This is a genomic window from Curtobacterium sp. Leaf183, from assembly GCF_001424385.1.
Lineage (GTDB): Bacteria > Actinomycetota > Actinomycetes > Actinomycetales > Microbacteriaceae > Curtobacterium.
Genome location: NZ_LMPO01000001.1, coordinates 485,533 through 503,116, shown reverse-complemented (window position 1 = coordinate 503,116; position 17,584 = coordinate 485,533). Strand labels below are relative to the sequence as shown.

The 17,584-nt window shown below is 71.0% G+C and carries 17 protein-coding genes and 2 tRNA genes; 11 read left to right on the top strand and 8 right to left on the bottom strand.

Going from position 1 to position 17,584, the window contains the following annotated elements:
• The first annotated feature begins 89 nt into the window (after positions 1–89).
• Positions 90–177: transfer RNA gene (locus tag ASG04_RS02355), tRNA-Ser, on the top strand.
• Between the two features lie 30 nt (positions 178–207).
• Here the strand turns inward: ASG04_RS02355 and ASG04_RS02350 are convergent.
• The gene (locus ASG04_RS02350; protein ID WP_056119620.1) at positions 208–1,137 is read right to left on the bottom strand and encodes an NADP-dependent oxidoreductase; all 930 of its coding nucleotides are present in this window, start codon (positions 1,135–1,137) and stop codon (positions 208–210) included.
• A gap of 143 nt (positions 1,138–1,280) precedes the next feature.
• Between ASG04_RS02350 and ASG04_RS02345 the strand changes: the two genes are divergently transcribed.
• Both ASG04_RS02345 and ASG04_RS02340 read left to right on the top strand, forming a co-directional pair.
• Positions 1,281–1,931, top strand: coding sequence for an SDR family oxidoreductase (locus ASG04_RS02345; protein WP_056119618.1), 651 nt, complete (start codon positions 1,281–1,283; stop codon positions 1,929–1,931).
• An 8-nt stretch (positions 1,932–1,939) separates the two neighbouring features.
• Positions 1,940–2,557, top strand: coding sequence for a TetR/AcrR family transcriptional regulator (locus tag ASG04_RS02340; protein ID WP_056119615.1), 618 nt, complete (start codon positions 1,940–1,942; stop codon positions 2,555–2,557).
• A gap of 9 nt (positions 2,558–2,566) precedes the next feature.
• Here ASG04_RS02340 and ASG04_RS02335 read toward each other — a convergent pair whose 3' ends face one another.
• From ASG04_RS02335 to ASG04_RS02325, 3 genes are read right to left on the bottom strand one after another with little or no spacing between them, the layout of a single operon-like run.
• Entirely contained in the window at positions 2,567–2,995 is a 429-nt protein-coding gene (locus tag ASG04_RS02335; RefSeq protein WP_056119612.1) for a BLUF domain-containing protein, read from the bottom strand.
• A 26-nt stretch (positions 2,996–3,021) separates the two neighbouring features.
• A complete protein-coding gene (locus tag ASG04_RS02330) occupies positions 3,022–3,432 on the bottom strand; it encodes a bleomycin resistance protein (RefSeq protein ID WP_056119609.1) in 411 nt (136 codons plus the stop codon).
• A gap of 4 nt (positions 3,433–3,436) precedes the next feature.
• Positions 3,437–3,895, bottom strand: a complete 459-nt coding sequence (locus ASG04_RS02325) for a GtrA family protein (protein ID WP_056119607.1) — start codon at positions 3,893–3,895, stop codon at positions 3,437–3,439.
• Positions 3,896–3,966: 71 nt separating this feature from the next.
• Here ASG04_RS02325 and ASG04_RS02320 point away from each other — a divergent pair, with 71 nt between their 5' ends.
• Genes ASG04_RS02320 through ASG04_RS02310 form a run of 3 tightly spaced genes read left to right on the top strand, consistent with a single transcriptional unit; the run spans position 3,967 to position 6,045 of the window.
• The gene (locus ASG04_RS02320; protein WP_056119604.1) at positions 3,967–4,704 is read left to right on the top strand and encodes a histidine phosphatase family protein; all 738 of its coding nucleotides are present in this window, start codon (positions 3,967–3,969) and stop codon (positions 4,702–4,704) included.
• 52 nt (positions 4,705–4,756) lie between these two features.
• Entirely contained in the window at positions 4,757–5,284 is a 528-nt protein-coding gene (locus ASG04_RS02315) for a DUF3090 domain-containing protein (RefSeq protein WP_056119601.1), read from the top strand.
• Positions 5,281–6,045 carry an SCO1664 family protein gene (locus tag ASG04_RS02310; RefSeq protein ID WP_056119599.1) on the top strand — a complete coding sequence of 255 codons (765 nt, stop codon included), beginning with the start codon at positions 5,281–5,283 and terminating at the stop codon, positions 6,043–6,045. The genes ASG04_RS02315 and ASG04_RS02310 overlap by 4 nt, the downstream gene beginning before the upstream one ends.
• Before the next feature lie 70 nt (positions 6,046–6,115).
• Here ASG04_RS02310 and ASG04_RS02305 read toward each other — a convergent pair whose 3' ends face one another.
• The 3 genes from ASG04_RS02305 to ASG04_RS02295 form a co-directional block, all read right to left on the bottom strand.
• A complete protein-coding gene (locus ASG04_RS02305) occupies positions 6,116–8,161 on the bottom strand; it encodes a vWA domain-containing protein (RefSeq protein ID WP_056119597.1) in 2,046 nt (681 codons plus the stop codon).
• The gene (locus ASG04_RS02300; protein ID WP_056119594.1) at positions 8,154–9,539 is read right to left on the bottom strand and encodes a sigma 54-interacting transcriptional regulator; all 1,386 of its coding nucleotides are present in this window, start codon (positions 9,537–9,539) and stop codon (positions 8,154–8,156) included. Before ASG04_RS02300 ends, ASG04_RS02305 begins: the two co-directional genes overlap by 8 nt.
• Positions 9,540–9,702: 163 nt before the next feature.
• Entirely contained in the window at positions 9,703–10,902 is a 1,200-nt protein-coding gene (locus ASG04_RS02295; RefSeq protein ID WP_235515404.1) for a cobalamin-independent methionine synthase II family protein, read from the bottom strand.
• A gap of 287 nt (positions 10,903–11,189) precedes the next feature.
• Between ASG04_RS02295 and ASG04_RS02290 the strand changes: the two genes are divergently transcribed.
• The 5 genes from ASG04_RS02290 (at position 11,190) to ASG04_RS02270 (ending at position 17,092) form a co-directional block, all read left to right on the top strand.
• Positions 11,190–12,653, top strand: a complete 1,464-nt coding sequence (locus ASG04_RS02290) for an MFS transporter (protein WP_056120221.1) — start codon at positions 11,190–11,192, stop codon at positions 12,651–12,653.
• Between the two features lie 240 nt (positions 12,654–12,893).
• On the top strand, positions 12,894–13,586 hold the full coding sequence (locus tag ASG04_RS02285; RefSeq protein ID WP_162241681.1) for a GntR family transcriptional regulator: 693 nt from the start codon (positions 12,894–12,896) through the stop codon (positions 13,584–13,586).
• A 449-nt stretch (positions 13,587–14,035) separates the two neighbouring features.
• A complete protein-coding gene (locus ASG04_RS02280) occupies positions 14,036–15,163 on the top strand; it encodes an LCP family protein (protein WP_156463484.1) in 1,128 nt (375 codons plus the stop codon).
• A 282-nt stretch (positions 15,164–15,445) separates the two neighbouring features.
• On the top strand, positions 15,446–16,678 hold the full coding sequence (locus tag ASG04_RS02275) for an LCP family protein (protein WP_235515403.1): 1,233 nt from the start codon (positions 15,446–15,448) through the stop codon (positions 16,676–16,678).
• A gap of 325 nt (positions 16,679–17,003) precedes the next feature.
• A tRNA-Ser gene (locus tag ASG04_RS02270) sits at positions 17,004–17,092 on the top strand.
• Between the two features lie 88 nt (positions 17,093–17,180).
• On the opposite strand, the gene ASG04_RS02265 is transcribed toward ASG04_RS02270, so the two are convergent.
• Positions 17,181–17,396, bottom strand: coding sequence for a hypothetical protein (locus ASG04_RS02265; RefSeq protein WP_146245154.1), 216 nt, complete (start codon positions 17,394–17,396; stop codon positions 17,181–17,183).
• Positions 17,397–17,584 lie beyond the last annotated feature (188 nt).

Here is a 17,584-nt window from a genome sequence, read left to right as displayed (position 1 = left end):
GCGTCCCCCGGGTGGTCGCCCTGCCCGGTGTGGAGGCCCGGTACACTTTCCGGGACGCGGTCACGTCTCGCCACGTGGCCGTGTCACCTGGAGGGTTGTCCGAGTGGCCGATGGAGCCTGTCTTGAAAACAGGTGGGCAGCGATGTCTCGTGGGTTCGAATCCCACACCCTCCGCCACGGTGCCGATCGGGACGGGCACCGGCCCGGTCAGGGCAGCACGATGACCTTGCCGGCGACCCGGCCGGCCTCGGCTTCGGCGTGCAGCGCCGGCAGCTCGGCCAGCGGGATGCGCCGGTCGACCTGGACGGTCAGCTGCCCGGCGTCGACGAGGGACACCAGTTCCGCCAGCCGCTCGCGGTCCGGCCGGACGAACACCGTCGTCGCCGCGACGCCGCGCTCCTCGTCACCGGGTGTGGCCATGAACGCGGTCGTGCTGACGACCGTGCCACCGTCGCGGACGGCGGCCACGTCGGCAGCGAACTGCTCGGGGTCGATCGGCGCGAGGTTGAGCAGCACGTCGACCTGACCGTCGAGGGCGTCGAGCGGTTCGGTCGTGGTGTGGTCGATCACCTGGTCGGCGCCGGCGGCACGGACGGCAGCGACGCTGCGGGGGCTGGCCGTCGCGACGACGGTGACCCCGGCGCGCTTGGCGAGCTGGATCGCGTACCCGCCGACGACCCCGCCGGCCCCGACGACCAGCACGCGCTGACCCGCCGTGAGGTGCCCGTCGTCGAACAGTGCCTGCCACGCGGTGAGCGCCACCGAGGGCAGGGCCGCGGCGTCCGTCAGGGGGATGCTCGTCGGCGCGGGGACGAGCGACGCGGCGGGGGCGACGACGTACTCAGCTGCGCCGCCGTCGAGCTCCATCGGCAGGAAGCCGATCGCCGCGTCGCCGATCGACAGTCCGTCGACCCCGTCGCCGAGCGCGTCCACCGTGCCGGACACGTCGTACCCGGGGACGTGCGGAAGCTGGACGGGGATCGGCAGGAACCCGCCGCGCATGCCGCCGTCCGCGGCGTTGTAGGCCGATGCGGCGACACGGATGCGCACCTGGCCGGTGCCGGGGGTGGGCCGGTCGATGTCGACCAGGTGGAGGACCTCGGGTCCGCCGACTTCGTGGAACTGCACTGCCTGCATGGTTCTCTCCTCTGCCCAGTGCTTCGAGTTCGAAGCACTGGGCAGAACCGTATCACTGCTGCGAATTCGAAGCAACAACGGATCGAGCATCGAGCGGAACTCCGGTCACCGACTGTTGAGGCGCCCCGCGTAGCGTCGTTGCAATGAGCGACATCATCATCTTCGGCGGCCACGGCAAGGTCGCACTCCTCGCGACGCGCATCCTCAGCGAGCGCGGTCACACCGTCACGTCCGTCATCCGCAAGCCCGAACAGGCCGACGAGATCGCCCAGCACGGCGGCGAGGCGACCGTCGCCGACATCCAGCAGCTGACGCTGTCGGGCTTCGAGGACCTGGTCCGTGGCAAGGACGCGGTCCTGTGGTCCGCGGGCGCCGGCGGGGGATCGGTCGACCGCACCTGGGCGATCGACCGCGACGCGGCCGTGCTGTCGGTGCAGGCCACCGCTCGCGCCGGCGTCGAGCGCTACGTGATGGTCTCCTGGTCCGGCTCCGAGCTCGACCACGGGGTGCCGCAGGACGACGACTTCTTTGCCTACGCCCAGTCGAAGATGATCGCCGACGCGGTGGTCCGTGACTCCGGCCTCGAGTGGACGATCGTCGCACCGAGCACCCTGACGGACGACGAGCCCACCGGCGCGGTCGACTGGGATGGCAAGGGAGCGAAGGTCTCCCGTGCGGACGTCGCGCACGTGGTCGCCGACGTGCTCGAGTCGAGCGGCACCGCGGGCAGCACCTACCGCTTCAACAGCGGCAGCACCCCGATCGCCGACTTCCTCCGCGCCGACCAGGCCTGACCGGTCGGATGCAGCCAGACCAGGGCCGGCGCGCACTGCTCGTCGAGGCGGCCGCGGTCGCGTTCGACCGCGACGGATACGCCACGGCGAGCATCGCCGGGATCGCTCGTGCGGCCGGGGTCTCCCAGGGGACCCTGCACCGGTGGTTCCCGACCAAGCACGCGCTGGCGCTCGCCGTCATCGACGAGCAGAACGCCCGGACCTTCCATGCGCTGCAGTCCGTCGACCCCTCGCCACTCGTCACGCTGATCCGCGCGTCGCGAGGGGTCGCCGACCTGCTGATGACCGACGTGGTCGTCCGGGCAGGCATCCGCATCTCGCTCGAGCACGGTGTCCTGGCGCAGCAGACGGCGAGCTTCTACGAGCAGTGGATCGCCGGCGTGGTCGACGTCTTCCGACTCGCGGTCGCGAGCGGCGAGGTGCGCTCCGACGTGGCACCGGAGGCACTCGGCGCGACGCTCGTGCCGTACTTCACCGGTGTGCAGCTCGTGTCGAACGTGCGGTCGGGACGAGCGGACCTGCTGCCCGCGGTGTCGACGATGTGGCAGGTGCTGGTGCACGGGGTCGCCGAGCGGACCCACCGCCGACGACTGCTCCGCGTCGTCGAGGAGACCTTCATCGCCTGAGCTGTGTGCTCAGACGTCGCGGAGTTCACGGTCGCGGAACCACCGGAGCAGCCACGCCGCGCTGGTGCGGTCGAACGACGGCGGGAAGTCCATCCCACCGCGCAGGAACGGACTGAAGCCGTCCTCGGACGCCAGGTCGTGGTCGTCCAGGCTGTGGAAGGCCATCGACCACCCGTCGAAGCGCCGCTCCGGGATCTCCTCGCGGATGAGCGAGGTCAGGTCGGTGTGCTTCGGGTCACGGGCGATCGCGGCGTACCGGTCGTCGACGCTCCATGCGGGACCCTCGAGCAGCTGCATGAACCGGCCGCCCTTCGCCACGAGCAGCCCGGACACGCCCAGCGCTTCGTTGCGGAGCCGCGACCCGTGCAGGAGTTCGGCCATCGCGGCGTCGTCGAAGTCGGCGACCGCGCGGCTCATGTAGACGATCGAGACCAGCACCCGTCCATCCTGCCGGATCAGGGCGGTCAGTGAGCAACCCGTGACTGGAACCGGATGAGGTACCCGTCCGGATCGGCCACCAGGAACTGTCGGACGCCGACCTCGGTGTCGCCCGTCGGGTACCACTTCGTCTCCGGCGCCATGAAGAGCGGGACATCGGCCTGCCGCAGCGCCTCCGCCACGCTGTCGCTGTCGGGCACAGCGATCTGCAGGTTCACGCCCCGCCCGAGCGGCGGGTCGAGCGGTCCGGCGACCCAGTTCCGTCCGACCCCTGCCTGCTCGAGCATCAGGTGCGCGGACCCGAGCACGAGGTACGCGAAGCGCTCGTCCGGACGGGCGTACCGGATCGTGAACCCGCACCGGTCGACCCAGAACCGCAGGCTGACGTCGAGATCGGTCACCAGCAGCTCGGGGACGAGTGCCGGCTCGTCGGTCACCGGCTCAGGCCTCGGCGCGGCGGACGAACACCCAGCGACTCATCGCCCAGTAGCGGAAGACCATCGCGATCATCGTGCCGATCACCGGGCCGCTGACGAAGTCCGCGATCTCCTGCGTGGCCAGGGTGACGTTCGGGACCTCGAGGCCGAAGGCGTAGCGCGAGAGCCACAGCGGCGCGGAGTTCAGGCCGATCCCGATCGCGCTGACGATCACGAAGTACAGCATCTCGAGCCCGGTGTGCCGACCGCCGCGGTCGCCGAAGGACCACTTCTTGTTGAGCCAGTAGGAGACGACCGTCGCGACGACGGTGCCCACGATCAGCGCGGTCACGGGGTGCTGGGGGATCACGAACAGCTTCAACCCGTAGTTGATGACCATCGTGATGAGGAAGCCGATGCCGCCGACGACGAGGAACCGACCCGCCGAGGGGTAGCGGCGGAACAAGCGGAACACGGCATCCATCACCTCCAGTATGCAGACCGGCCTGGGCGCCCGACGAATCCGTGGTGGCCGCGCGTGAATAGGATCGACCCATGGCGACCGTCCTCCTCGTCCGGCACGGACGCACCACCGCGAACGCGACGGGGCTGCTGGCGGGCCGCACCGCCGGTGTCGCCCTCGACAGCGTCGGCAAGCAGCAGGCAGCACGGACGGCGGAACGCATCGCCGAGGTGCCGCTGGTCGCGGTGGTGTCGAGTCCGCTCGAGCGCTGCCGGCAGACGGCGCGCGCGATCACCGCGTTCCAGCCGGGTGAGCCCGAGCAGCGGATCGAACGGGCGATCACCGAGGCCGACTACGGCGACTGGCAGAACCGGAAGCTCAGCGACCTGGCGAAGGAGCCGCTCTGGCGCGTGGTGCAGTCGAACCCGAGCGCGGTGGTGTTCCCGGGCGGCGAGTCGATGCAGACGATGCAGTCACGGGCCGTCGCGGCCATCCGCAGGATCGACGCGCAGATCGAGGCCGAACACGGCGCGAACGCGGTCTGGGTCGCGGTGAGCCACGGCGACATCATCAAGGCGGTCCTGGCCGACGCCCTCGGCATGCACCTCGACCTGTTCCAGCGGATCACGGTCGGTCCGGCGTCGGTGTCCGTCGTGCGCTACGGCGAGCACCGTCCCGAGGTGGTGTCCACGAACACCGAGTCCGGCGACCTGTCCTGGCTCGCGAAGGCCCCGGCCCCGACCGGTGACGCGGCCGTCGGCGGCGGCGCCGGCAACCCGGTGCCCGACGACGGCAGCGACGCCGAGCCGGACGACGCACCGCAACCCTGAGCGGGACCCCAGACCCTGAACGGACGCAGCCGCCCGCTCCTACAATGCGGGTATGCCCACCATCGTCCACGGCTTCGACTGGCCGGACCGTCTCGTCGTCGGCACCATCGGGAACCCGGGCGAGCGGTCCTTCTACCTGCAGGCCCGTGACGGCCGCCGCGTCGTGAGCGTCGCGCTCGAGAAGGAACAGTCCGCCGTGCTGGCGGAGAAGCTCGACGAACTGCTCGACGAGGTCGCGACGGTCGAGGACAACCGGTTCAGCGTCCCCCCGACGGTGCCGCGTGAGCTGTACGACGTCGACCCGCTCGACCAGCCCGTCGAACCCGAGTTCCGCGCGGGAGCCCTCAGCCTGGGCTTCGACCCGGCGACCGCACAGGTCGTCATCGAGGCGTACCCGATCGACGACGAGGTCGAGATCGTGGCCGAGGAGACCGACACCGACGGCGAGGTCGAGGCCGTCGTGGAGATCCCGGAACCGGCCGAGCTGCTGCAGGTGAAGATCCCTGTCGGTACCGCCCGGGCCTTCGTTGAACGCACGCGCGAGGTGGTGGCCGCCGGGCGACCACCCGGACTGGCATGAGCGGAGCCGCAGACACGAGCGGCATGGAGCTCGTCGCGCGCATCCGTGAGGCCTCGAACGCCACCTTCCTGGCCGAGCTCGACGGCAACGAGGTCGTCTACAAGCCCGTCGCCGGCGAGAAGCCGCTGTGGGACTTCCCGGACGGCACCCTCGCCGGCCGCGAGGTCTCGGCGTTCCTGGTCTCCGAGGCGTTCGGCTGGCACGTCGTCCCGCCCACCTGGTTGGGCGACGGACCGCTCGGACGCGGCATGGTGCAGCGCTGGCAGGACGTCGATCCCGATCAGGACGCCGTCGACGTCGTCCCCGCCGACCAGGCGGAGCAGCCCGGCGTCAAGACCGTCCTCGAGGCGATCGACGAACACGACCGACCCGTCACCCTGGTGCACGAGGACACGGCAGCCCTCCGGCGGATGGCGGTCTTCGACGTCGTCGTCAACAACGCCGACCGCAAGGGCGGCCACGTGCTGGCCATGCCCGACGGCCACCGGTACGGCGTCGACCACGGTCTCACCTTCCACGTCGAACACAAGCTCCGCACGGTGCTGTGGGGCTGGGTCGGCGAGGCGCTCACCGAGGACGAGCTCGCCGGCATCGACCGCGTCACCGCGGCACTCCACGGTGACCTGGGCGAGGCGCTCACCGAGCACCTGACCGTCGACGAGATCGACAACCTCGAAGCGCGCTGCGCCGCCCTGTCGGCCGTCGGCAGCTTCCCGCCGCCGGCCGGGTACGGCTCGGCGGTTCCCTGGCCGCTGTTCTGACGCCGGTCCAGAACGGACAGGAGGCCCGTGGCGGTCCCGCCACGGGCCTCCTGTCCGTCATCCGGCCGGGTCAGCCGGATCGACCGAACGCACCACCGAAACCGCCCCAGTCGTCGTCGCGGAACAGCCCGCCGCCGCGACGCGAGCCGAGGTACGAGCCCACCACCGCGACGCCGAGGTCGTCGTTCTCGGGCGCGGTGACGGTGCCGTCCACGCGCCGGGCCATGCCGTCGATGAACCGGGCGAGCCCCGGGTCGTCGCCGAGCCGGAAGAACGTCGTCTGGGCGCCGAGCCGGTGGGCGTTCTCGAGCTCGCGGACGCTCAGCGCGATGGTCATCGGGTCGGGCGGGTAGCTGAAGAACACCTGCCCGTTCGGCTCGAGGTGCGAGGTCGGTTCGCCGTCCGTGACGATGAGCAGCACGGGCTGGGCCGTCGGGTGCTTGCGGAAGTGCCGGTTCGCCAGCAGCAGGGCGTGGTGCAGGTTCGTGCCCTTGTCCCACATCGCGTCGAGCCCGACGAGGTGTTCGACGTCCATCACCTCGGCTTCGCGGCCGAAGGCGATGAGCTGCAGGTCGTCCCCGCGGAATCGGGTGGAGATGAGCGTGTGCAGGGCCAGGGCCGTGCGCTTCATGGGGACCCAGCGGTCCTCCATCGCCATCGAGAACGACGTGTCGACGAGCAGCGCGACCACGGCCTGGGTGCGGGCCTCGGTCTCCTGCACCTCGACGTCGTCGATCGTCAGCCGCACGCCCGCGCCGGTGCGGCCGGTCGAGGCGGTGCGGGTCACGGCGTTCGTGATCGTCCGGGGGATGTCCCACGGCTCGGTGTCGCCGAACGCCCACTGACGTGTCGCGCCGGACGCCTCGCCCGCGGCACCCGACCGGCGCAGGTCGCGCGCGCCCTGACGGCCGGACATCTTCTGCGCGACGTCCTTGAGCAGGTTCTTGCCGAGCTGCCGCATCGCCTTCGGGGTGAGCCTGAACTGCCCGTCGGCACCGCGGCGCATCGTGCCGGAGTTCTGCAGTGCCTTCTCGAGCTGCTGCAGGGTGCGGGCGTCGACGGCCGCGTCCGCGCCGAGCTGCCGGGCGAGGGAGTCGAGGTCGAGGTCGTCGATGTCCGACCCCGGACCCGACTGCGCCAGTTGCTCGGCGAGGGAGTCGAGGTCCGCGATGTCCTGGAACACGCCGGTGCCGTCGCCCAGCCCGAGCCCCTGCTCGCCCTCCATCCGCTCGGAACCGCCCCAGTCCTCACCGGGGCGCAGCGCGCGGAGGTTGCCGTCGAGCTGGGACAGCGCACCCATCAGGTCGGGGGAGCCGAACGCCTGCTGCGCCAGGGCGTCGAGCTCGTCGCGCTGCTCGGGCGTCATCGAGTTGCGCATCCGCTGGGCGGCGGCCGACCGTGCGGCCAGGTCGTCGAGGAGCTCGTCGACGTTCTTCGGGTCCGACGGGAAGTACTCGCCGTGCTTGGCCATGAACTCGTCGAACTGCTCCTGCGAGTCGGTGCCGGCGCGGTGGTCCTCGAGCAGCTGGTTGAGGTCCTGCATCATCGCCTGGACGTCGGCGCGGTCGTCGTCATCGGCGTTCTCGAGCGCCTGCTTCATCCCCGCGAACCGCTGGTCGAGCATCTCGCGGCCGAGCAGGTCCTTGATCTCGTCGTACTTCTGGCGCGCCGTGGGGCTCTTCCAGTCGTAGCTGCCGAGTTCGCTCACCGCGGCGGCAGGCGACGGGGGCAGGCTGTCGAGCTGCAGTTCGGCCAGGGCTCGGTCGCCGTCCTCGATCTCGGTGTCACGCGCGAGCTGACCGCGTTCGGCGAGCAGAGCCTCGTCGAGCAGCTGCTTGACCTGCTGCAGGGTGCCGTCGAGGTTGTTCTTCGCCGTGAGCTCACGGCGCTTCTCGGCGACCCGGCGCGCCAGGTCGTCGAGTCCGCGCTGGTCACGACCGCCGCGGCGCAGGAACTCCCGCATCGCGCGTTCGGGGGAGTACCCCGCCATGACGTCCTGTCCGATGGCGTCGAGCGCCTCGGACAGGTCGGCGGGCGGGGCGAGCGGGTCCGGCCCGCCCGCGTAGCGGCCGTAGCGGGTGTCCCGCGACAGGCGTCGGTTCTGCCGACTAGCCATAGACGGCTTCGCCCCCGCCGGACTCCTTGCTGATCTTGCGCGCGAGGAACAGCCCTTCGAGCGCGAGCTCGATCGCGCCGGCCCGCTCGCCGTCGTTCGTGGCGCCGAGTCGTTCGCAGATCCGGTCGTACAGGTCGGACTCGCCGAGCGACGGCAGGCCCTCGAGGAACGCCCGCGCGGAGACCTGCTCGCCCGTGGTGACCATCGTGCCGCCGTCGAGGGCCTCGATGAGCTGCGCGAGGTCGAGCCCCCGGAGCCGGGAACGGACCGTCTCGGCCGTGGCGGTGCGGAGCAGGTGCTCGAGGACCTCGTCGGCCCGGTCCTCTTCGCCGGACTCGAACTCGATCTTGCCGCCGAGGACGTCGACCGCGGTCTCGAGGTCGATCGGCCGGGCGACCGCTTCGGACTCGCCCTGCCGCGCCGCACGGTGCACGGCGGCGGCGGAGACGGTCTCGGCGCCGGCGATCGAGAAGCGTGCGCTGACGCCGCTGCGCTGGTCGACCGCGCTGGACTCGCGCAGTGCCCGGGTGAAGCGGGCGAGGATCTCGACCAGGGCGTCCGGGACGTCCGCCGTGAGCTGTGCCTCTTGCCGGATGACGGCGATCTCGTCCTCGAGCTCGATCGGGTAGTGCGTGCGGATCTCGGCGCCGAAGCGGTCCTTGAGCGGCGTGATGATCCGGCCGCGGTTGGTGTAGTCCTCGGGGTTGGCGCTGGCCACGACGAGCACGTCGAGCGGCAGCCGCAGCACGTAGCCGCGGATCTGCACGTCACGCTCTTCCATCACGTTGAGCATCGCGACCTGGATGCGTTCGGCCAGGTCCGGGAGCTCGTTGATCGCGACGATGCCGCGGTGCGCGCGGGGGATCAGCCCGAAGTGGATGGTCTCGGGGTCACCCAGGCTGCGCCCCTCGGCGACCTTCATCGGGTCGACGTCGCCGATCAGGTCCGCGACGCTGGTGTCCGGGGTCGCGAGCTTCTCGACGTAGCGGCCGTCGCGGTGCCACCACTCGACCGGCATCGCGTCGCCGAGTTCCTGCGCCCGCCGGATGCTGGCCGTGGTGATGGGCTCGAAGGGGTGCTCGCCGAGTTCGGAGCCGGCGATCACGGGGGTCCACTCGTCGAGCAGACCCTGCAGGGTGCGGAGCAGGCGGGTCTTGCCCTGGCCGCGTTCGCCGAGCAGGACCACGTCGTGGCCGGCGATCAGGGCTCGTTCGAGCTGGGGGATCACCGTGGTCTCGAAGCCGTGCAGGCCGGGCCAGGGGTCGGTGCCCGCTCGCAGGGCGGTCAGCAGGTTGTCGCGGATCTCGGCGCGGACCGTCTTCTGGACGTGACCAGAGGTGCGGAGCTCGCCGACCGTTCGGATGGTTGGTCGGGTCACGTCTCCGACGCTACGCCTGCGCACCGACAGCGCGGACGGGAGGATCGGTGCCAGCTGGCACCGGGCCTCCCGTCCGTTGCTCCGGACACCGCGGATCCGTCGAGACGCCGCCGAGGACGGCGGCGTCTCGACCACTCGCGGGTGTCTCGCCGAGAGGCCGGCGTCAGCCGAACAGGCGCTTGCTCGCGATCTCCGCGCCCTCGGTGAGCGCGCGGAGCTTCGCCCACGCGACGTCCGTCGCGACGAACTCGTAGCTCGCGAACGTCGCGAGCCCGCAGTCGGTGCCGGCCACGACGCGGGTCGGGTCGCCGACTGCTTCGGCCGCTTCGACGATGCGGTTCGCGACGAGCTGCGGGTGCTCCAGGTAGTTCGTCGTCACGTCGATGACTCCGGGGACGAGCACGGCGCCGTCCGGCAGCGGCAGGTCGCGGAACGCCGGGAACTCGTGTGCGTGCCGGGGGTTGCCGAACGGGATGCTGAAGGCACCGACCTCGGCGCGGTACAGGTGCGGCAGCAGCACGTCGACCGGCACGTCGTCCTGGTGCGGGCCCTGCCAGTTGCCGTAGCAGACGTGCAGGCGGGTCTGCTCCTTCGGGATGTTCCGCAACGCGTGGTTGAGCGCGTCGACGTGCAGGTCGACCGCGGCCAGGAACTCGTCGAGGCTCGCGTCGCCGAAGTGGATCACGCGCTCCATCGCCAGGTCCGGGGCGTCGAGCTGCAGCACGTGCCCGCGCGCGACGATCTCCTCGTACTCGACGCGGAGCTGCTCGGCGAGCGCGAAGACGTACTCGCGGTGGTCGGCGTAGTGCGGGTTGGCGTCGTCGAGGAGCAGCGTCGTGGCGACGATGCCCGGTGTCGCTGCCGAGATGAAGGTGCCGGCGGGGGTGCGGCCCGCGGCGGCGTTGCGGTCGAGTTCGCGCGCGAAGCCGTCGAGGTCCTCGCGGATGCCGGCCCGCTCCTGGTCGTACTGCAGCAGCCCCTGCGCGACCGGGGTGTCCCAGACCCGGGCGAACTCGGCGCCCTCGTCGATTTGCTTCGCCTGGAAGGCCGCGTAGTCCGGGAACTTCAGCGAGTCCAGGGTCGGCTTGCGGTGCCCGACACCGCCGAAGCCGGTCAGGCGTTCGCGGATGTAGGTCGAGAAGCCGACCCGCGGGACCTCGCCGTCGTTCACCACGTCGATTCCGGCGTCGAGCTGCGCGTCGACCGTGCGGGCCAGGACCGCCGCCGTCTCCTCGCGCAGGGCGTCGTGGTCGTACGGCTTGCCCTGGTCGCGGGCCACCAGCAGCGCGCTGAGCTCGGGGGTCCGGGGGAGCGAGCCGGTGTGGGTCGTCAGGATGCGGTCGGTCGGACTCTGGATCGGCACGCTGCCACGGTACTGGTCACGGTCCCGTGTCGTTCCACCGTGACACTTGTCTCTGGCCCTGGCAGCCGCGATGATGCTGGACAGGGTCCGACCGGACGAGCAGCACGCCGTCGGCCCGCCACCGGCGACGGAGCCGGATCTGGATAGGGGGATCCGGCTCCGCGCCGGTCCACCGGCCGCCGTGTCCGGCCCGTCTCGTTCCGCCCGGGAACGACCGCGGCGATCCGGGCGTACGTTCTCCATCTGTGCCGGGCGTCGGAGCTCCGGCGGGTGAGGAGCAGGACGCGATGACGACCGCGAACGGGTTGCAGGACGGACAGGTCAGGAGCCTGGTGCCGGCGAGGATGGACCGGCTGCCGTGGACGCGGTTCCACTGGAGTGTCGTGGTGGGACTCGGCATCTCGTGGATCCTGGACGGGCTCGAGATCCAGATCGTCTCGAACGCCGGGTTCCAGGCGGACCTGAACCTGTCGACGCAGCAGGTGACGTCGCTCGGCACGGTCTACCTGTTCGGACAGGTCATCGGTGCCGTCGTCTTCGGGCGGTTGTCCGACCGGCTCGGGCGCCGCAAGCTCTTCATCCTGACGCTGGCCATCTACCTCATCGGTTCGGGCATCGCGGGGTTCGCGCAGGACTACTGGTTCCTCGCCGTGTTCCGCTTCATCGCGGGCCTGGGCATCGGCGGCGAGTACGCCGCGATCAACTCGGCGATCGACGAGCTGATCCCGGCGAAGTACCGCGGGCACGTCGACATCGCCATCAACGGCACCTACTGGGGCGGTGCCGCGCTCGGCGCCTTCGCGAACATCTACCTGCTCGACACCGCGCACTTCGCGGAGAACATCGGGTGGCGGATCGGGTTCTTCCTCGGCCCGGTGCTCGGCATCGCGATCATCTTCCTGCGGCGGCACATCCCCGAGAGTCCGCGGTGGCTCATGACGCACGGCCGCGAGGAAGAGGCCGACGCCACGGTCTCGCGCATCGAGGCCGAGGTCGAGCGGGAGTCCGGCAAGCCGCTCGAGAAGGTCGACGACTCCAAGGCGATGACCGTCACCCCGATGGACAACGTGCGCTTCACCACGATCGTCAAGGTGCTGTTCCAGCAGTACCCGACGCGCACGCTGGTCGGCGCCACGATGATGATCACGCAGGCGTTCCTGTACAACGCGATCTTCTTCACGTACGCACTCGTGCTCACGAACTTCTTCGGGCTCAAGACCTCGGAGACCGCCGTGTACTTCTTCCCGTTCGCGATCGGCAACCTGCTCGGGCCGATCCTGCTCGGGCGGTTGTTCGACACGTGGGGCCGTCGACAGATGATCTTCAGCACCTACCTGATCTCCGGACTGGTGCTCGCTGTCTCGGCGTTCCTGTTCCAGGCCGACGCCATCACCGCCACCGTGCAGGTCGTCTTCTGGTGCATCTCGTTCTTCTTCGCCTCGGCGGGGGCGTCGAGCGCCTACCTGACCGTGAGCGAGATCTTCCCGCTCGAGCTGCGGTCGCAGGCGATCTCGTACTTCTTCGCGCTGGCCCAGATCTTCGGCGCGATCGCACCGCTCATCTACGGCGCGCTCATCGGCGACGGGTCCTCGCGTGAGCCGCTCTTCTGGGGCTACCTGCTCGGTGCCGGCATCATGATCGTCGGCGGGGTCGTGGCGCTGATCTTCGGTGTCGACGCCGCGCGGAAGGGGCTGGAGGACGTCACGCAGCCGCTCTCGGTCATCGTGAAGAAGGAAGACGCGAAGCGCTGACATCCGGAATACCGAATGTTTAGCAGTGAGGGTCCCGGCCTGCAACGCTGACTCCATCGACCTCCGCCGGGGGTCACGACAGCGGGAGTGCAGTGATGCGAGACGGGGTGATCGCGGGGCCCTCCGGGCGACGTGCGGTCGACGGGTGTCCGGTCCTCCACAGGGCAGCGCGACGCGCGGGCGTCCACGGATCGGTCGACCACCGGGGGCGCCGCGGGTGCCATGCGTGACGCTGGTGCCATGGGGTTCGGGGAGACGACAGCGTCCGCTGTGCTCGGGCAGCGGGAGCGCGACGGGCTGGGCGTCCCGCGCAGCCTGCTGCGCGACGCGGTGTTCCTCCGGCTGCTGGAGCGGATCCTCCGGGGCGAGTACCGACGAGGGCAGCGGCTCCGGCTCGAAGCGCTGGCCGACGACATGCGTGTGTCGCGCACCCCTGTCCGCGAAGCCCTCGTGCCGCTCGAAGCGCTCCGCCTGGTGTCGGTGCAGCGGTACGTGGGCGTCGTCATCGCACCGTGGTCGGTCGAGCAGATGCAGGAACGGATCCGTCTCGGATGCGCCATGCTCGCCGAGCCCCCGGCCACCACGGGCGCCACGGACGAGTCCTTCGACCCCGCCTGGACCCGCGACTGCCTGTCCGAAGCTGGGGCCTTCGTCGAGATCGCGGCGTGGTTGCTGCGACGGGCCGGGGCCTCGGTCAGCGCGGACCTGCTCGCGGCGCAGCGTCCGGTGCTCGACGTCTTCTACACGGACGACGTGGCCCTGGCGAACGGCATCGACGCGGACGTCGATCGCCGACAGCGGCTCCGGCTGCTCGACCGTGCCCGCGCCGCCGCCGAGCGGGACGACCTGGTGCTGTGCGGGCAGCTCGTGCGTCAGCTCGGCACCTGCCTGAGCGCGCTGCCCGACCGGTTCCGATCGGCGGAGTCGGCGTGAGCAGGGGGTGATCCGATCGCTGGCCCCCGAACAGGGCACGCCGAGCCGATCGGGTTGCCGGGCCGCTCGCACGGTCTCGGGTATCGTCCCCCCGCGAGTGGCCGGCCCGCAGGCCGCTCGGAGGGAGTCCGCCCGTGACCGATCCCGACGGTCCGTACCGAGACCGCGCCACGTCACCGTCCAGTCCGTCGCCGTCCAGTCCGTCGCCGTCCGGCCCGTCGCCGACCAGTTCGTCGCCGTCCAGCCCGTCGTCGGGCGGCTCGACGTCCACCGGCCCGACGTCCACCGGCACTGCGACCGGAGGAGCGTTCGACGACCTGCTCGACGCACGCCGTCGGCCGTCGGTCGTCTCCGGCCCGGGGTACCGCGTGAGCGGGGCGCGCCACGGTCGTGGGCGTGGTCCGCTCGGGGCGAGGCGCCTGGCGACCGGTGTGGGGATCGTGGCCGCGGTGGCCGTCGCGAGTGCCACGTCGCTCTCCGCCTATGCCGCCTACGACGTCGGGCACGGTTTCCAGCAGCGTGCCGTGGACATCGGGGACGGCGCCTCGACCGACGGTGCCTTCAACGTGCTGGCGATCGGGGCCGACAACGACCCGGCCCAGGGCCAGGCCTACGGGGACCGCGGGGTCACGCTCAACGACTCGAACGTCCTGTTCCACGTCTCCGCCGACCACACCCAGGCCGTCGCGGTGAGCTTCCCCCGAGACCTCATCGTCGACCAGCCGGCGTGCGGCAGCGCACCCGCCGTGACCGACACCCCGCTCAACCAGGCGTACGGCCGCGGTGGGATGGACTGTGTCGTCTCGACGATCGAGCACCTGTCGGGCATGGACGTTCCTTACGCGGCGCAGGTCAGCTTCGCCGGGGTCATCCGGATGTCGGACGCCGTGGGTGGGGTGCCGGTCTGTGTCACGGACGCGGTCGACGACCCGTACACGGGACTCAAGCTGTCCGCCGGCGAGCACACGGTGTCCGGGGCGACGGCGCTCGCGTTCCTGCGGGACCGACACGGCGTCGGGGACGGCAGTGACCTGTCGCGGATCTCGAGCCTGCAGCAGTTCCTGTCGTCGCTCCTGCGCAAGGTCAAGAGCGAGGGCACGCTCAGCGACCCCACGAAGCTCTACGGCCTGGCCAGGTCCGCGTCGAGGAACATCACCCTGTCGACCTCGCTCGCGAGCCCGGCGACGATGGTGGACATGGCCGGGGCACTCGACGGCATCGGCCTGGACCGCGTCACCTTCGTGCAGTACCCGGGCAGCGTCACCGACCCGGCGTTCCCGGGCAAGGTCGTCCCCGACCGGGCGACAGCCGGCAAGCTCATGCGTGCCGTCCGTAGCGACCGTCCGTTCCGGCTCGACGCGGGCGCGACCGGACGCGGTGCGACGGACGCGACCAGCGACTCCCCGGGCGAGGGCACGACCAGCGCGACCGGCGCGGACGAGCCGGCGGGGGCCTCCCGTCCGGACACCGACCCACCGGCGTCGTCGGATCCGACCTCGTCGGCGACCGCCCAGGAGATGTCCGGCGTGACGGGGCAGACGGCCAAGCAGAAGACCTGCGCCGTCGCCGCTGGCTGACCCCGACGCTCCGGGCTGCCCCCGACGCTCCCGGGATCCACACGGAACCGCCAGGCGGACCTGTGGCAGCCTTGTCCGGTTGCCGTTCCCGCGGCGTGACCCGACCGGACCGCGCGCGGGACCCGACGGAGGCGTGCAGGACCGCCCCCGTCATCGTGTCCGCCGACGACAGGAGTGCCCGTGGAAGACGTCCGTGATCGATCCCACCGCCTGAACCGCGCATCCGGGATCGCTCGGCACGGACGACTGCCACGGCACCGACCCTTCGGGACCGTCGCCAAGGTGCTGTCCGGCGTGGTCGCCGTCGCCCTGGTGAGTTCGTTCTCGGTGGCGGCGATCGCGGCGAAGCAGGTCACGGACGACCTCGGCGACGGCGTGCAGATCCAGGGGCAGCCCTCGGTCGCAGCGGAGGGGGAGTCCCTCAGTGCGTACCAGGGCGGCTTCAACATGCTCGTCGTCGGCACCGACAACGACCCCGCGCAGGGCACCCAGTACGGGGAGCGGGACGCGACGCTCAACGACGTCAACATCCTGCTGCACGTGTCAGCCGACCACACGAACGCGACGGCGGTGAGCATCCCGCGCGACCTGGTCACGCCGATCCCCGCCTGCGAGAAGCCCGACGGGTCCGGCACGACGCCGGCGATGGCAGCGCAGCCGATCAACGACGCCTGGGGCGAGGGCGGCCTGAACTGCGTCGTGCAGACGGTGCAGGGACTGACGGGGCTCGACGTGCAGTACTCCGCGGCGGTGTCGTTCAACGGCGTGATCGAGATGTCGAACGCGATCGGCGGCGTGCCCGTGTGCGTCGCGTCGCCGATCAAGGACCGCTACACCGGACTCGACCTGCCGGCGGGGACGACGACGCTGCAGGGGTCGCAGGCGCTCGAGTTCCTGCGGACCCGGCACGGAGTCGGTGACGGGTCGGACCTCGGGCGGATCTCGAGTCAGCAGGTGTTCCTGTCCTCGTTGCTGCGGACCGTCAAGTCGAACGAGACCCTGACCTCGCCCGCCACTCTGTACAAGCTGGCGCGGGCGGCGGCCTCGAACATGCAGTTGTCGCAGAGTCTGAACGACGTCGGGACGATGGTGCAGATGGGCCGGGCGCTGCAGGACCTGCCGCTCGACCAGGTGAACTTCGTGCAGTACCCGGGCGACACCGGCGGGACGGGTGTGTACGCGGGGAAGGTGCAGCCGACGCAGTCCCTGGCGGACGAGCTGTTCGCCAAGATCAAGGCGGACCAGTCGTTCTCGCTGGGCGAGGGCAGCACAGGCATCGGGTCCGAGGCCGCACCGGACGCGCCGTCGTCGGATGCCGCGCCGTCCTCGGACGCCACCGCTCCGACCGGACAGGCGGTGCCCCCGTCGTCCGCGCCCCCGTCGTCCGCGGCGTCGTCGCCGTCGTCGTCGGGCGAGACCGCCGCCCCGTCCGCGCCAGCGACGTCGGACACGATCGACGGCCTGCAGGGGCAGTCCGCGGCACAGGAGACCTGTTCGAAGGCGTTCGGCTCGTAGGCCTTCGGCTCGTGGGCCGACCCCGCGACGCAGAAGCGGGGGCGTGGCCGCGGCCACGCCCCCGCGGAGTCGCTCCTCGGCGGACGCCGGTCATCGGGCGAGCCGGGCCCAGGCCTGGGAGCGACGCTGGGTGCTGTGTCGCGACAACGGGGACGAGCCCCGGAACGTGATCGCCGCGTCCCGATGACCCTACGGCTCGGGGTACGAGCGGACAACCCCGGCGTGTCCCCACTTCGGGGGACCGGCCGCTGAACACCGCAGCGCGGGTGAGTCGAGAGTCCCCGCGTCCTCCTGTATGGTGGTGCCTGCGTCCGCGAGGGCGCACGGAGACGTCGCATAGTCCGGCCGAGTGCACCACCCTGCTAAGGTGGAGTCCCCTTTAGGGGACCGAGGGTTCAAATCCCTCCGTCTCCGCACACGAGCCACACACGAAAGCCCCGCTGCTGTCCAGCGGGGCTTTCGTCGTCGCGGGCACCCGCTCGTCAGCGGCGGCCGTCCGGGTTCAGCGAGTGCTGTTCGAGTCGAGCCACCGGATCCACCCCTCAAGCTGCGCCTTCGCACTGTCGAGCGTGCTGTGGGTGCCACGGACCTCGCCGCCGGTGGACCGCACCGCGTAGCCGTCCTCCCACGACACGATCCCGACGAGCACCTGCCCCGACGAGCCCTCCCAGTGGCGGTCATCGACCTCGACCCAGAGGATGCCGTCGAGGAGCGTCATCGAGGACACCCCGGACCATGAGGGAGTCGGACAGGTGGTGCTTGCATGAGGACTTCCGGTCGGCTTCGGACGAGAGATCGTTCCAGCGGCCGGGGGTCTGGGTCACCTGACGTGGACAGTAGTCCGAGCGGCTGCGCGTCGCCCGGGTCCCTCGGACGGTCCGCAGGTGCACGCCGACAGCGCGATAC